The sequence below is a fragment of the Streptomyces katrae genome (assembly GCF_000717655.1).
In the GTDB taxonomy this organism is placed as follows: domain Bacteria; phylum Actinomycetota; class Actinomycetes; order Streptomycetales; family Streptomycetaceae; genus Streptomyces; species Streptomyces katrae_B.
The window spans coordinates 177,717-192,264 of record NZ_JNZY01000015.1; the positions used below are offsets into that span (position 1 = coordinate 177,717).

The 14,548-nt window shown below is 73.8% G+C and carries 12 protein-coding genes and 1 pseudogene; 6 read left to right on the forward strand and 7 right to left on the reverse strand.

Annotation, left to right across the window (positions count from 1 at the left end):
• Positions 1-533: 533 nt before the first annotated feature.
• From IF09_RS0120330 to IF09_RS0120340, 3 genes are all read left to right on the forward strand, one after another.
• The gene (locus IF09_RS0120330) at positions 534-1,427 is read left to right on the forward strand and encodes a LysR family transcriptional regulator (RefSeq protein ID WP_030297684.1); all 894 of its coding nucleotides are present in this window, start codon (positions 534-536) and stop codon (positions 1,425-1,427) included.
• Between the two features lie 111 nt (positions 1,428-1,538).
• The gene (locus IF09_RS47100; protein ID WP_051832678.1) at positions 1,539-2,825 is read left to right on the forward strand and encodes an Ig domain-containing protein; all 1,287 of its coding nucleotides are present in this window, start codon (positions 1,539-1,541) and stop codon (positions 2,823-2,825) included.
• Positions 2,826-2,914: 89 nt separating this feature from the next.
• Positions 2,915-4,165 carry a cytochrome P450 family protein gene (locus tag IF09_RS0120340; RefSeq protein WP_030297688.1) on the forward strand — a complete coding sequence of 417 codons (1,251 nt, stop codon included), beginning with the start codon at positions 2,915-2,917 and terminating at the stop codon, positions 4,163-4,165.
• Here IF09_RS0120340 and IF09_RS0120345 read toward each other — a convergent pair whose 3' ends face one another.
• The 6 genes from IF09_RS0120345 to IF09_RS0120370 form a co-directional block, all read right to left on the reverse strand.
• Entirely contained in the window at positions 4,166-5,236 is a 1,071-nt protein-coding gene (locus IF09_RS0120345) for an alpha/beta hydrolase (protein ID WP_030297691.1), read from the reverse strand. It abuts the gene before it with no gap.
• Positions 5,237-5,297: 61 nt separating this feature from the next.
• Complete coding sequence (locus IF09_RS0120350) at positions 5,298-6,902, reverse strand: molybdopterin-dependent oxidoreductase (protein WP_030297693.1); 1,605 nt, start codon at positions 6,900-6,902, stop codon at positions 5,298-5,300.
• A 160-nt stretch (positions 6,903-7,062) separates the two neighbouring features.
• A complete protein-coding gene (locus tag IF09_RS0120355) occupies positions 7,063-8,244 on the reverse strand; it encodes an oxygenase MpaB family protein (RefSeq protein WP_030297694.1) in 1,182 nt (393 codons plus the stop codon).
• A gap of 34 nt (positions 8,245-8,278) precedes the next feature.
• Complete coding sequence (locus tag IF09_RS0120360; protein ID WP_030297697.1) at positions 8,279-9,313, reverse strand: polyprenyl synthetase family protein; 1,035 nt, start codon at positions 9,311-9,313, stop codon at positions 8,279-8,281.
• Entirely contained in the window at positions 9,306-9,689 is a 384-nt protein-coding gene (locus tag IF09_RS0120365) for a hypothetical protein (RefSeq protein WP_199920456.1), read from the reverse strand. The genes IF09_RS0120360 and IF09_RS0120365 overlap by 8 nt, the downstream gene beginning before the upstream one ends.
• Before the next feature lie 490 nt (positions 9,690-10,179).
• The gene (locus tag IF09_RS0120370) at positions 10,180-11,862 is read right to left on the reverse strand and encodes an alpha-galactosidase (protein WP_234321083.1); all 1,683 of its coding nucleotides are present in this window, start codon (positions 11,860-11,862) and stop codon (positions 10,180-10,182) included.
• 177 nt (positions 11,863-12,039) lie between these two features.
• On the opposite strand from IF09_RS0120370, the gene IF09_RS0120375 reads away from it, so the two are divergent.
• On the forward strand, positions 12,040-12,750 hold the full coding sequence (locus IF09_RS0120375) for a TetR/AcrR family transcriptional regulator (RefSeq protein WP_037635470.1): 711 nt from the start codon (positions 12,040-12,042) through the stop codon (positions 12,748-12,750).
• The gene (locus IF09_RS0120380; protein ID WP_030297704.1) at positions 12,699-13,634 is read left to right on the forward strand and encodes a serine/threonine dehydratase; all 936 of its coding nucleotides are present in this window, start codon (positions 12,699-12,701) and stop codon (positions 13,632-13,634) included. The genes IF09_RS0120375 and IF09_RS0120380 overlap by 52 nt, the downstream gene beginning before the upstream one ends.
• Positions 13,635-13,685: 51 nt before the next feature.
• On the opposite strand, the pseudogene IF09_RS48500 reads toward IF09_RS0120380, so the two are convergent.
• Positions 13,686-14,009: pseudogene (locus IF09_RS48500) on the reverse strand (universal stress protein); the annotation flags it as partial.
• Positions 14,010-14,176: 167 nt separating this feature from the next.
• Between IF09_RS48500 and IF09_RS0120385 the strand changes: the two are divergent.
• A complete protein-coding gene (locus IF09_RS0120385) occupies positions 14,177-14,542 on the forward strand; it encodes a hypothetical protein (protein ID WP_030297706.1) in 366 nt (121 codons plus the stop codon).
• The last annotated feature ends 6 nt before the right edge of the window (positions 14,543-14,548 follow it).

Below are 14,548 nucleotides of genomic sequence, written 5' to 3' on the forward strand. Positions count from 1 at the left end.
ACGGAGGGCGCACACAGGGGCCGGACGCGGCGGTACGGGGGGAGTGCGGGGGGTCCGGGCAGTACGGGGAAATGCGGGGCGCGTGCGCTGGTCGTGCCGTGGGGGGGGGGGCGTGCGCGGGCGGGGGTCTCCCGCCGGGTGGCGGTGCTGGGGCCGCCCGGGCGACCCGAGCACCTGCACAGGCGGGTTTGAACAGTGGTCAACTTCCCTGATGCCGCGATGCATCGTGCGGTGGCCGTCGTGCACTGTCAACGGTCATGCGGAGTACGCCGTTTCGCCCCTTCGGCCCCGGCGGCCGCCCCGGAATGCGGCCCGGCCGGTCCCACGGCGGCCCCGCCGGGGCCGGTGGCCTGCGCCGATCCCGCCCGCGCGGGGTCGGCCCCGGCGCGCCCGCCGACGTACCGCACCGGGCCGGGCTCATGCCGCACCGGCATACCTTGACGCCGACCGTGCATGAAATCCGCCACGGGGGTGGGCATTCGTTCACCGCTGCGGCCCTTACGGCTACGGCATGGCGAGGTTACCGTCCGGTCATGACCCCCACCCTCGCGCAGCTTCGCTACTTGGTGGCCGTCGCGGACTGCCGTTCCATCACCGGCGCTGCCGCCTCGGTCTTCGTCGCCCAATCCGCCCTGTCGCGGGCCATCCAGGCCATGGAACGCGACCTCGGAGTCGAACTCCTCGCCCGTCGGGGCAGGGGCGTGGACCTCACGCCGGAAGGGGCCCGGGCCGTGCGGCTCGCCCGTACGGTCCTCGACGCGGTGGAGGCGATCGACGACATCGGGACCGCGCACGGCAGCGGCGTCCGGGTCGTCCTGACCCTCGTCACCACCCCCACCCTGGCCCTGGACCTGGCCGCGGACCTCGTGCCGGCCTTCACCGAACGGCACACCGGAGTGGACATCCGGCTCCAGCAGCACGACAGCAGGGAGGCCCTCGTCCAGGAAATCACCACGGGACGAGCCGAGTTGGCCCTGGTGGACCTGCCGGTGGACAAGGAGCTGTCCACGCACCACATCCAGGAGCGCGAGGTGGTGCTCATCTCCCCGATCGGCTGCGGACTGCCCGACCCGATGCCCTTCAGGCTCCTCGACGGCCTTCCCATGGTGCTGCCGACCCCGGGCGCCGGCCGGCGCACCGAGATGGAGGCCATGTTCAGCTGCCTCGGAGTGCGCCCGGTGCCGTCCCTCGAGGCCGACGAACGGCTCGCCTGGGTGACGGGCGTGACGGACGGCCGCGGCTCCGTCATCTGGTACCGGGACGTGGCCGTGCGCGCCTTCGGCGACCGCGCGGAGATCCGCTCCTTCTCCCCGCCGCTGCTGCGCCCGGTGGGGCTCGCGCACGCCCGGCGGCCGCTGAGCCGCGCGGCCCGGGCGTTCATCGCGCACGCCCGGCACAACTCGCCCGTACGGGAGCCTGCGCGCTGACCGAAAACCACCGTCAGGTGGCGGCAGCCATGCCCGCTCGGCATTGAACCATGTTCAAAAGGTGTCCCCCGACCCTGGCGACACCACCTGACGTCCCATCACATTGTGTGCATGTCCCGACTCCTCACGCCCCCAGGGGCCGCCGCCCTCGCGACCGCGGTCCTCGCCACGCTCCTCCCGGCGGCCGTCTGGATGGCCGGCGCCGCCGCCGCCCCGGCCGGCCCGCCCACATCCGTGTCCGGGCCCGCGCCCGCCGCGGCCCTGGCTCCGGAGAAGAAGTGCACGCTCCCCGCCGGTCTGGCCGAGCTCAGCGGACTCGCCATGAGCCGCAAGCACCCCGGCGTGTTCTACGCCGTCAACGACAGCGGCAACACCAACCAGGTCTTCGCCGTCGACTGCACCACGGCGACCGGCCGGCTCCGGGCCACGTACACCGTCTCCGGCGTCGGCAACACCGACTGGGAGGGGCTGGCCCTCGGCAAGGACGCGGCCGGCCTCCCGGCGGTCCTGGTCGGCGACATCGGCGACAACTTCAGCGGGCGCGCCGAGATCACCGTGCACGCCTTCGCCGAGCCCGACCAGCTCGCCGATGCCACCGTCACGCCGGTGACGTACCGCTTCGCCTACGCGGACGGCAGGCACGACGCCGAGTCGCTGCTGGCCGACCCCGTCACCGGCCGGCTCTACGTCGCGAGCAAACTGATCGGCGCAGCCGGTCAGTTGTACGAGGCCCCGCTGCCCCCGCTGCCCGGTCGGGTCAACACCCTCACCGCGGTCCGCCCGGGTCCGGTCTTCGCCACCGACGGCGCGTTCTCGCCCTCCGGGGCCTCGTACACCCTGCGCAGCGGCGGGCCGCTCGGCGCCAACACCGCGAGCGTGTACGACACCACGGGCACCAAGCTCGCGGACGTCGCCCTGCCCGCCCAGTCCCAGGGCGAGACCGTCACGTACGCGGACTGCACCAGCCTGCTCGTCGGGTCGGAGAACGACACCCAGATCTGGCGCGTCCCGCTGCCGCCGGAGGCCACCCCCGGCTGCGGCACCACGCCGGCGCCCACCCCCACGCCGACTCCGACGCCCACCCCTACGCCGACTCCGACGCCCACCCCTACACCCACGCCCACGTCTTCCCCGGGCGATCTGAAGGTCGCCGACCCCGGCCCGCAGACCTGCAAGTTCAACCAGTCCTGCACCATCCGGCTCACCGCCACCGGTGGCAGACCGCCCGTCCGCTTCGCCGCCGCCGGCCTGCCGTTCGGCCTGGCCCTCGACGCCGCCTCCGGCCGTATCACCGGCAAGCCCTGGGGCAGCGGCACCGTACGGGTCACGGTGACCGCCACCGACTCCGGCGGAACCACCGCGAGCACCGCCTTCCCCCTCACCCTCACCTGGTTCTGACCCCGGACCCGGACGGAGCGGACTTGTACGACCCCGCCTACAGGCCGCACTGTTGGCCGAGTTTCGTCCATACGGTCAGGAGACCCGGCTTGTCACCCGACACCGCACCCACGCCCGCGTACGTCATCGACCCCGCCGGCGGCTGCCCGCACGCCCTCAACGCCCGGCTGCGCGCCCAGGGCAGCGTGGCGAACGTCGTCCTGCCCGGCGGGGTACCCGGGGCGGTCGTCCTCGGACACGAAGCGCTGAAGGAGTTCCTCGCCCACCCCGATGCGGCCAAGGACGCCCGGCACTTCCCCTCCCTGCACGACGGCACCATCCCCGCGCACTGGCCGCTGCGGGCGTTCGCCAACGCCCAGGGCATGCACACCTCCGACGGCGCCGACCACCGCCGGCTGCGCTCCCTGGTCGGCAACGCCTTCACCGCCCGCCAGGTGGAGCGGCTGCGGCCGCGCATCGAGGAGCTGACCGCCGGGCTCCTCGACGACCTCGGCCGTGCGGCGGGCGAGGCCCCCGACGGTGTCGCGGACCTGCGCACCCACTTCGCCCTGCCGCTGCCGATGAGCGTCATCTGCGAGCTGCTCGGCGTGGACCCCGAGCACCGGGGCCGGCTGCACCACCTGTCCCACACGGTGATCATCGCCACCGACACCACCCCGGCCGAGGCGATGGCCGCCGTACGGGAGCTCGTCGAGCTGATGGGCACGATAGCCGCCGCCCGCCGCGAGAAGCCGGGCGACGACCTGACCAGCGCGCTGATCGCCGCCCGCGAGGGCGACGGCGACCGGCTCAGCGAGGCCGAACTCATCGGCACGATGCGCCTGATGCTCGTCGCCGGCCACGAGACCACCCTCAACCTGATCAGCAACGCCGTCCGCGCCCTGTGCACCCACCGCGACCAGCTCGCACTGGTGCAGGAGGGGAAGGCCACCTGGTCCGACGTGGTGGACGAGACCCTGCGCTGGGACGGGCCGGTCAGCTGGTTCCCGTTCCGGTACCCCGTCCGCGACCTCACCGTCGACGGGACCGTGATCCCGCAGGGCACCCCGGTCCTCGCCGGCTACACCGCGGCCGGCCGCGACGAGGCCTTCCACGGCCCGGACGCCGACCGCTTCGACATCACCCGCGCCACCGCGGCCCGCAACCTCTCCTTCGGGCACGGCGCGCACTACTGCGTCGGCGCCCCGCTCGCCCGACTCGAGGCCGTCATCGCCCTGGAGCGGCTCTTCACCCGCTTCCCGGACCTCGACCTCGCCGTCCCCGAGCCCGAACTCCCGCACCAGCGCAGTTTCATCGGCAACAGCGTCGACTCCCTGCCCGTCAGCCTGACCAGGGGGTAGCTACCGGCCGTCGCCGGGCGGCGGGAGCTCCGTGCTCAGCCAGCCCAGCGCATCCGGGTACATCCCGGTCCAGGTCTGGAAGTTGTGGCCGCCGGCCGGGCGGACGAGGGTCCTCACCCGGACCCCGCTGCCGGCCGCGGCCCGGCCGAAAACCTCCAGCTGCTGCGGCGGGCTGTCCTTGTCCTGCGCCGAGGTGGCCAGGAACAGCCCGACGTCGCCCCCCTTGGCATGCCGGACCAGCCACAGGGGGCTGTTGCGCTCGCGCAGGGCCGGGTCGGCCAGCACCTCCGGATCCCCGGCCAGCGGATCCGGGTCCAGGGCCGCGCCCGCCCGGAACACCTTCGGGTACTGCAACGGCAGCTTGGCCGCGCAGAACGCCCCGGTCGACACGCCCATCACCCCCCACCCCTTGGGCTCGCGCAGGGCACGGAAGTTCTTCGCGACCAGGTCCGTCACGTCCTGCGCGAGCCAGCTGGCCACCTTCCGCGTCGGCGTGTTGCTGCAGTCCGTGTTCACCCCGCCCGGGTAGATCTCCGGGATCACGACGATGAACGGGTGCGCCGCGCCCAGCCGGACCAGCTGCTCCAGCGCGCCCGGCATGCCGCCCAAGTCGAGCCAGGTCCGGGGTGAGCCCGGATACCCGTGCAGCAGCATCAGCACCGGGAACCGGGTCTTCTCCGCACCCCGGGCCCGGTACTCGGGCGGAGTCCACACGATCACCTGCCCGGCGAGTTTCGAATGCGAGCCGCGGAAGTAGGTGGTCTGCATGCCGTCGCCGCCCTGCGTGAACTTGGCCCGGCCCGGCGGCGGCCCGGTCATCGCCGAGGAGTTCTGCACGTTCTCCGTGCCCAGCAGGTCGTTCCAGGAGGAGTAGAGCCCGTAGCTGCCGTTGATCCAGGTCGCGATCACCGCGATGGAGGTCAGCTGGCACAGCGCGATCATCAGCACCCGCACGGGCCACCGCACCCACCCCGGCGCCGGGATCCGGTTCCACAGCAGCAGTGCGGCCAGCATGGCGAGCGCGGTGACGGTGATCAGAGTGACGAGGAACGACGTACTGGTCAGCTCCACGAGGGCCGGCTCCTGACGTGCGGATCGGCTTCCCGGGACGTCGTTTCCCAGGATGTCCGCATCATGCCTTCCTCCCGGGCCCCGGCCGGACACGCACCGACACCGAGTGCCACCCGGTCGCCCCGTCGGGGACGGTCCCGGTGCGCACGCCCGTCTGGACGGCGCCCGTTCCGTCCGTGGCGCGGACCTCCAGCGTGTGCCGGCCCGGCGTCGCCTCCCACACCCACACCCACTGCCGCCAGGTGTCCTTGCCGTCCGCCGCCCCCAGCCGGGCCTCCTGCCACGGGCCCGCGTCCACCCGTACCTCGACCCGCGAGATCCCGCGGTGCTGCGCCCACGCCACCCCGGCCACCGTCACCCGCCCCTCCTCCGGCTCGGCGGACGGGCGCGGGGTGTCGATCCGGGACTGCGTCTTGACCGGGGCCTGCTGCGCCCAGGACCGGCGCACCCAGTACGCGTCGTACGCCGCGAACGTCGTCAGCTCCAGGTCGCGCAGCCACTTGCACGCCGAGACGTACCCGTACAGGCCGGGTACGACCATCCGTACCGGGAAGCCGTGCGCGAAGGGCAGCGGCTCGCCGTTCATCCCGACGGCGAGCAGCGCGTCCCGGCCGTCCATGACCGTCTCGACGGGCGTGCCGATCGTCATCCCGTCCACCGACCGCGCCACCAGCTGGTCGGCCGGGCCGCCCTGCGAGGGCGGCCGCACCCCCGCCTCCCGCAGCAGGTCGGCCAGGCGTACGCCGAGCCAGCGGGCATTGCCCGCGTACGGGCCCCCGACCTCGTTCGACACGCAGCACAGGGTGATGTCGTGCTCGGCGAGCGGGCGGGCCAGCAGCTCCCGCAGCCCGAATTCGAGCGGGTTGGGGACGCCGTCCCCATGGATGCGCAGCCGCCAGGTGTCCGCGTCCACCCGGGGGACGACCAGGGCGGTGTCCACCCGGTAGAAGTCCCGGTTGGGCGTGATGAACCGGGAGATCCCGGGCACCCGCAGGTCCGCGCCCGGCGGGACGGGCGGCGCGGGCACGGCCGGCTTCGGCAGGACCAGGTCCGCCCGGGACGCCGTGGCCCCCGCCGAGCCGTACGCGCCGAGCCGGCGCCCGGCGTACCCGATCCCGGCCGAGGCCACGAGGGCCGCGGCGACCAGCCGGCCGAAACCGCGCCGGTCCATCGACCAGGCCCCGCCCGGCGGCGCGCCCACCGGACGGGGCCTGGTCAGCGCGCGGACCAGCAGCAACAGCACCCCGGCGGCGGCCAGCCCGCCCACCAGCGACGGCAGCGCATCGCGCCAGGTCGCCTCTGGCCGGCTGAGCGCGGCCACCGCGCCGACCAGCCCGAAACAGCCGGCGAGCGCGATCCCGGCGGGCAGGTGCCGTACGGCGAGCACCCCGGCCAGAGCGGCGACCGCAGCCAGCACGACGACGATCCCGAGGGCCAGCAGCAGTTTGTCGGCGATGCCGAACTCCCGGATCGCCCATTCCTTGACGCCGACCGGCGTACGGTCGACGACGGCTCCGCCGACCGCGGTGACCGGGGAGGCCTCCGGCCGGACGGCCGCCGAAGCCAGCTCCGCCACGGCCAGTCCCGCGCCGGCGGCGACCAGCCCGCAGACGGCCCCGCCCAGGATGCGGCGCCGCCGCCCCAGGTCTGCCTTCACACGGGTCATGTGCAGTCACCGTCCGCCGCGAAGCCGGATGCCGGGTGCCGGACACCGGATGGAGCCGGGTGCCGGGTGCCGGTACGGGAGGGGCCCCGCCCGCCGGTTCCAGTGTCACTCCGACCCGGGCGGGCCTGCGCCCGGCCGCGCCCGTTCGGCCCCGTTCGGGTCAGTGCACCGGCGCCGGCGGCACCCAGCGCCCGGTGCGCGGCGCCTTCACCCCGTACTCCGCCTTCAGCTCCGCCGGGATGGCGTGGTGCATGACCCGGCCCCGGGTCAGCGCGGACAGCTCGAAGCCGGCGAGCAGCGAGCCCGCCTTGTCGAGCGCCCACTCCGCGAAGGGGCTGCTGTCCTCGATGGTCTCCAGCAGCCCCAGGAACACCGGGACGGCCCTGGCCGCCGAGTCCCAGGGGCTGCGCGGGACCTCCAGCCAGTCGCCGATGGTGTCGCCGACCAGGTAGCGGACGGTGGCCGGGACCATGGGGTCGAAGAGCGTGCCGGGGACCACGTCCTCGTACAGCCGCAGCAGCTGCGCGTTCAGTCCGGCGCCCTCGGGGGAGGGACCGAGATGGCGCAGGAGGTAGAGGTCGCAGTACGCGCGGGCCTCGGCGAGGTTCTCCGGTACGGCCGACATGTCGCAGCCCAGCAGGGCGGCCACGACCCGCCAGGCGTAGTGGTACGCCTCCGCGCCCTCCTCGCTCATGTGGATGCCGAGCCGGTGCATGGCGTCGAGCACCAGCAGCGAGAAGAACGTCTGCCCGGCGATCATGTCCTCCTGGCAGATCGGCAGGCCGTCCCGCTCGACGTCCCAGTGGCCGCCGTGGCGCAGGTGGTGGCGCACCGCCGCGTGCAGCAGCCGGACCTTCTGCGCGGCCGGGATGAACTTGCCGCCCTCCGCGAAGGAGTCGGTCCGCATGAGGTACGTGACGAACTGGCCGGTGTTGGCCATCCGCCGGGAGGGGTACGCGAGCGAGTGCGTCGAGGAGAGCAGCCGGGCCATCCGGGGTACGGCGTAGCTGACGGGCATCGCGGCGAAGGACAGACCGGTGTTGATGTGGGCGGCGTTGTCCATGAAGAACAGCCGGGCCTGTTCCATGACGTCCCAGTCGACCCACGCCGGGGGCACGGCGGTGGCCTCGAAATAGGCGCGGGCGGAGGCCGGGAGCCGCTCGGGGAGCGGGTCCCCGGCGGTGGTGAAGAACCGCATGAGCGTGTTGAAGTCGCCCACCTCACCCCGGTGGAACAGGGCGGCGACGGTCTCGTCGGCGAGCGGATCGCCCTGCACGGACAGGGCGTCGAGGGCGGCGTCGTCGTAACGGGGCCATGGTGAGGCGTTATTGGGGGTGGTCACTTCACTGTCCTTCTGGTCGGTTCGGGAGCGCGCGCTACAGCGAGCGCTCGGCGGCGGTACCGGCCAGCTCGCACAGCGCGGACCGCGCCTCCGCGGGCATCGGTACGGCGTCCAGAGCGGCGGCGGCCCGGGCGATGCGCTCCCGGATCATGTCCTCGACCTGCTGGCGGGCACCGCAGCGGTCCATCAACTCACGTACGCAGGCGGCCTCTTCCTCGCCGAGGTCGGGCCGGCCGACCAGCTTGGCGAGCAGCCGCCGGTCGTCGGCGCCGGCCGCCGCGAGGGTCAGGGCGAGCAGCGCGGTCGGTTTGCCGTCCCGCAGGTCGTCGACATTCGACTTGCCCGTCCTGGCCGGGTCGCCGAAGGTGCCCAGCAGGTCGTCGCGCAGCTGGAAGGCCTCGCCGAGCGGCAGCCCGTACGCGGAGAAGGCGTCCAGCAGGGCGGGGGAGCCCCCGCCGAGGGTGGCGCCCAGGTGCAGCGGCCGCTCGACGGTGTACTTGGCCGTCTTGAAGCGGGCCACCTCCAGTGACTCCGTCACCTGCGGCTCCCGGGCCGGCTGTGCCCGGGTGCGCAGCACCTCGAGGAACTCGCCCGCCATCGTCTCGCGCAGCAGCGTGGACCAGAGCGGGACGGTCCGGGCCAGATAGGCGCCGGGCAGCCCGCAGGAGCTGAAGACGTGTCCGGCGTACCCCATCAGCAGGTCGCCGAGGATCATCGCGAGGGCGGTGGAGCGCTGTCCGGCGGCGGCGAAGGCGGCGTGCGCGGTGAGCCGGCCGTGCCGCATCAGGCTGTCGTCGATGATGTCGTCGTGGGTGCAGGCCGCCGCGTGGACGAGCTCCATCGCGGCCGCGGCCCGGATCGCGCCCTCGCAGTCGGGCTGTCCCGCCGCCCGCCACCCCCAGTACAGGTACGCGGCCCGGATCCGCTTGCCGCTCGCCAGCGAGCGGCGCAACTGCTCGGACAGCGGGAAGAGTTCGACGTGCAGCCCGAGCAGCGCCTGCTCCTCCTCGTCGGCCAGCCGGACCAGCACCTCGTCGATGCGCTCCTTGAAGCCGGTGTGGTCATGCACGGGGGTGGCCCTCGCCGGCGACCCGCTCGGCGGCCCGCCGGGCCATGGTCTCCAGGTGGTTCTCCGCTCCCGCGCCCGACCTGCGGGTGGCCAGCTCGCCCCGCTTGCGCAACTCCACGACCCCGTCGGTGAGCAGGTCCCGCAGGTCGGAGCGGCGCAGTACGCCCTGGGCCCGCTCGGCGGACTGCCGTAACTGGTCGAGGGCCAGATCGGCGACCCCGGCGGCGAGGAGCGTCAGCAGCTCGAGGGTCACGGGCGGGGTGTCGGGAGCGGGGTTCTCCGGTCCGGGCGCTGACGGCTCCGCCTGCGGTGCGGGTCGCCCGGGCTGTGCGGGATGCCCGGTCTGTCCGGGCCGTTCGTGTCCGGTCTGGGACATGCGCGGTGCACTCCTGCTGGCGTCGGGCCGTCACGGCGTCCGAAGGGGCGGCCGCCGGATGCTCCGAGGGCCGCCCCTGATCGTTCCGGGCCAGTCAACCGAGTGCCCGTCCCGTGCGTCGAACCGCAGGGGGATTTCTCCCTCGCACGAGTACGGGGATTCCCACGGGCGGGTGATGATCAGCGCATGATCCGACCGCGGCCGCGCCGCGTGGTGTAGCCGGCCAGCGGGCGTCCCGGTCCCAGGACTTCAGGTCCGCCGAGACGGCCGTGGCCAGGGTGTGCGGATCCCCGCTCGGGCCGTTCGCCCCGCTCGGGGGCCGGGTGGTGCGCCGGGCCCGGTCCTCCTCGGGCTCCGTCCCGCGCCGGGTCCCGTCGGTGTGGTCGTGCTGCGTGCTGCGTGCTGCATGCTGCGTCGTGGGCCGGCGGCTCGGTGCCTGATCGGGGCCGCCGTCCGGGTGGGTCCCCGGACGGGCAGCACCGACGGGTCGTCAGACCGGCAGGGACCAGGCCTGATCGACCCGGTGGTCGCCGCACTCGGTCAGCCGCAGCCGCTCGGCCGGGGCGTCCGGGGTGGCGGCCGCGGCGGGAGCCGTCAGGCACATCCCGCTCACGTCCTCGACGAGGGCCCCGTCCCGGCGGTGCGTCCAGCGCCGGCCCGGCTCCCCGGGCGCGCAGCCGGCCAGTTCGACCAGGCCTTCCTCGCCCGCCGACAGGCACTTGCCGGTCAGGCGTACGCTCGCCTCCGGCCCGAGCACCCAGCGCTGGTCGGCGGCCGCGGTGCACGGAGCCAGGACCACCGCGCCGACTCCGCTGGTGTTGGCCCCGTCGGCGCACTTGGCGCCGTCACCGGTGATCTGCCCGGTGGGCGCGGCGGCTCCGCAGCCGTCGTGCGGGGTGAGCCGCCAGACCGCGGTGTCGTGCGCGGCCAGCTTCCCGGTCAGCGAGGTCGAGACCTCGGTGGTCTTGCCGCTCCACAGGTCCTTGGCGTCGACCGTGCAGGAGTACAGGCCGATGTCGGAGAGCGGTACGGAGATGTCCCGGGTGCTGCCGGACCTGTTGAGCACGGCGACGGCGCGGTCGCCGTTCGCCAGCGGCCGGGCGAGCACCTCGAAGGCGGCGTTGGAGGAGAGCACCGCGCCCTGGCGGCCCATGGGGTCCTGGTCGAGTGCGATCAGATCGGTGTTGCCCAGGGCGGCCAGTCCGGCCGGGGTGAGCTTCGAGACGTCGGAGGACAGGATGAACGGGGCCGCCATCATCGCCCACAGGCCCACCTGGCTGCGGCTCTCGGCCTCGGTGAGCCCGGGGGCGCCCGCGAGCAGGAAGTCGGGGTCGTTCCAGTTCCCGGGGCTCGCGTACCGGCCGAGCCAGCGGTTGTAGCCGTAGTTGCCCAGCACCGAGCTCCACCGGGAGGCTGCCGGAGCTGCCGCGTTGTAGACCTTGATGTCCTTCCCCTCGCGCCACAGCTGGCCGGTCTCGCCGACCCAGCCGAGGACCTTGTGCCAGTCGGAGCCGCCCCATTCGCCCTGCTGGAAGTAGGCGGGGGCGGAAGCCGAGAGCACCATGTCCCGGCCGCTCGCGCGCAGTCCTTCGGCGACGGCGTCGTACGCGTCGCGGTACGCCTGCTCCTTCGTCTTCCCGGGCGGCACCCACAGGTTGCAGCCGTCCATCTTGACGTAGTCGACCTTCCACGACGCGAACTGCCGGGCGTCCTGGGCATAGTGGTCCGGGCCGCCGCCGTCGGGGGAGCCGCTGCCGGGGTAGCGCTCGCAGGTGAGGGAGCCGGCGTCCTCGTAGATGCCGAACTTCAGCCCCTTGGCGTGCAGGTACTCGCCGAGCCAGGCCATGCCGTGCGGGAACTTCTGCGTGTCGGCGACCAGGCTGCCGTCCGCGTCCCTGCTCTTGGTCATCCAGCAGTCGTCGACGGTCACCGTGTCGTAGCCCTTGGCGGCGAGGCCGCTGGACACGAGTGCGTCGGCGTTCGCGACCACCTTGGCCTCGTCGATGTCGCACATGTAGTGCGCCCAGTTGTTCCAGCCCATGGGCGGGGTGAGCGCGAGCGGGCTGTCCGAGGTCGCGTAGGGCTCGGCCGCCGCGGGGGCGGGGGCGAGGCAGAGGGCGAGCAGGGCGGCCGCGGTCAGGCAGGGGAGCGACGCACGCAGGCGAGGCGGCACGGAGACTCCTTGAGGTGGGCTGCAGTGCGCCCAGTGCAGCGGTGCGACTACCCGCTGTCAACATAAGTCGATGGTTATGGCTCAATGACCAGCAATATGGCCGTAGTCGACGTCACGCGAGCGGGGAGGAGCGGCGTCGATACGTCGTATGTTCCACCGTCTGATACGGTGTATCTCATGCCGAGGAGATCAGCCGCCCTGGACCGCGCGACGCCCGAGGCGATCGCCGTCGCAGCCCTGCACCTCCTTGACGAGGAGGGGCCGGACGCGCTGAGCTTCCGTGCCCTCGCCGACCGGCTCGAGGTGTCCCACGCCACCGTCCAGCGCCGGTGCACCGACCTCGCCGGACTGCTCGACCTGTGCACCGAGCACCTCGCCGGGCAGCTGCCCGAGATCCCGGTCGGGACCGGTTGGGCCGAGGCCACCGAGCTGCGGTTCACCGCCTTCTACCGGCTGCTCACCGCCCACCCCGGGCTGCTGGTGCTCCGCGGCGGCCGCCCCTGGCTCGGCCGCCAGCTGCTGGCCCGGCTCGTCGAGCCCGCACTCGCCGACAGTGTGGCCGCCGGGATGACCGCCGCCGAGGCGATGACCGCCTACCGCCGCATGTACCTGCTCACCCTCGGCAGCGCCGCGTTCGTGGACCACCGGGATCCGGCCGGAGCCACCGCCGCCTCGAGGGCGGCCCTGGCCGCGCTGGATCCGGAGCGGTTCCCCGTGCTCTCGGGCGGACTGGCCGACGTACTGCCCGCACTGACCGACCACGAGGTGTACTACGGCGCCCTGCGCCAGCTGATCGAGGCCAACCGGCCCGCCGCCGTCCGAAGGGGATCCCCGTCATGCAACAGCAGCTCGACTACGCCGCAGTACGCGCCGCCGCCGACCGGATAGCCGGGTCGGTCCGCCCGGTCGCCGTCGTACCCGCCGCCGAGGGCCTCTGGTACGCGCTGGAGTACCTCCAGCACACCGGGTCCTTCAAGGCCCGCGGCGCCCGCAACTTCCTGGCCGCCCACCGCGAGGCCGGCACCCTCCCGGACGCGGGCGTCACCATCGCCTCCGGCGGCAACGCGGGCCTCGCCTGCGCCTGGGCGGCCCGCGCGCAGTCCGTCCCCGCGACGGTGTTCCTGCCCGCCAACGCGCCCCGCGTGAAGGTGGAGCGGCTGCGCGGCTACGGGGCCGAGGTGCGGCTCGTCGGTGACCGGTACGCCGAAGCGCTGGCCGCGTGCGAGGAGTTCGCGGCGGCCAGTGGCGCCCTGAGCAGCCATGCGTACGACCACCCGCTGATCGCGGCGGGCGCGGGGACCCTGCTGGACGAGATCCGGGCCGGGCTGCCGGGGCTCGACACCGTGGTCGTCGCGGTGGGCGGGGGCGGGCTGTTCGCGGGGGTCGCGGCCGCGGCCCGCGAGCACGGCGTACGGGTGATCGCGGCCGAGCCGGAGAACTGCCGGGCCCTGAACGCGGCGTTGGAGGCGGGCCGGCTCGTCGACGTCGGCGTGGACTCGGTCGCCGCGGACTCGCTGGGCGCCACCCGGGTCTCGGCTGCTGCGCTGGCCGCCGCGCAGGAGAAGAACGTACGGTCCGTCCTCGTCCCGGACGCGGCGATCACCGGGGCCCGGCGCGCGCTGTGGGAGGAGCACCGGATCGTGGTGGAGGCGGGCGCGGCCACGGCCCTGGCGGCCGTACGGAACGCGCCGGAGGCGATGGGCGAGCGGGTGGCCGTCGTCCTGTGCGGCGCCAACACCGACCCCGGGGACCTGACGGCCCCCGGGGAGTGACGGCCGGCGGGCCGGGCGTCGGTCTTCGTCCGCGCCCTCGCGTACGACGACCACGGTGCTCGCCGCGTACCGCACCATCTGCCGGCTCACCGGGCCGAGCAGACGCCCTTGAAGCCGCCGTAGGCCCCGGGTGCCGGCCACCGTCAGGTCCGCCTCCTCGGAGGCGTCGACCAGCTCCTGGTCCGGCGAGCCCCGTTCGACCCGGCGGAAGACGGGGACGCCCGGCGAGGCGCCGATGGCCGGGGCCACGGTGTCCGCGAGCTTCTGGCGGGCCGCCTCCTCGGCGCCGACCGGATCGGCCTGCGCGCCGGTGCCCACGCCGGCGCCCGCGGCCGTGCCCGGGGCGAACGGATGGGTGTTCCACTCCCAGCTCATGATGGCGTGTCCCCCCGCCCGCCCGCCGGTCGCCTTGGCCTGGGCGACGGCCCACCCTCGAACGACGATCGTCGTGAACGCCGAAGACTTTGGAGGACAGCGCACGGCCCCTGTGGCTTGCGAAGGTCTGGGTGTCAAGAAGACCGGCAAGGTACGGAGGAACGGACGTGGCACAGCGCAAGGGCTGTCTGATCGGCTGCGGAGTGGTGGCGGTGCTCGGCCTCGCGGCCGTTGCGGCACTCGTCTTCGGCGTCGGGAAGGTCGTCGACGCCGCCGGCAAGACGATGCTCGAACCCGGCGTCTACCAGTCGGTGACCGTCGGCGACCCGGAGGACGCGGTCCGCGCGAAGATGCCGTCCGGCGAGAGCTTCATCAAGGGCGCCCTGAAGTCGGGTGGCCCGGCCGAACCCGAGGGCTCCGTCTGCTCCTGGTACATATCCGCCGCAGAGAGCAAGGGCGGCGAAGAGACCGTGTTCCGCTTCTGCTTCAAGGACGGAAAGCTCGCCGAAAAGGTCGAGTACCGGATGAAGTAGGGGGGA

Coding starts and splice junctions, on each gene's coding strand:
- IF09_RS0120330 (WP_030297684.1), top strand. CDS start 534: ATGACCCCCACCCTCGCGCAGCTTCGCTACTTGGTGGCCGTCGCGGAC.
- IF09_RS47100 (WP_051832678.1), top strand. CDS start 1,539: ATGTCCCGACTCCTCACGCCCCCAGGGGCCGCCGCCCTCGCGACCGCG.
- IF09_RS0120350 (WP_030297693.1), bottom strand. CDS start 6,902: ATGACCCGTGTGAAGGCAGACCTGGGGCGGCGGCGCCGCATCCTGGGC.
- IF09_RS0120365 (WP_199920456.1), bottom strand. CDS start 9,689: ATGTCCCAGACCGGACACGAACGGCCCGGACAGACCGGGCATCCCGCA.
- IF09_RS0120375 (WP_037635470.1), top strand. CDS start 12,040: ATGCCGAGGAGATCAGCCGCCCTGGACCGCGCGACGCCCGAGGCGATC.
- IF09_RS0120380 (WP_030297704.1), top strand. CDS start 12,699: ATGCAACAGCAGCTCGACTACGCCGCAGTACGCGCCGCCGCCGACCGG.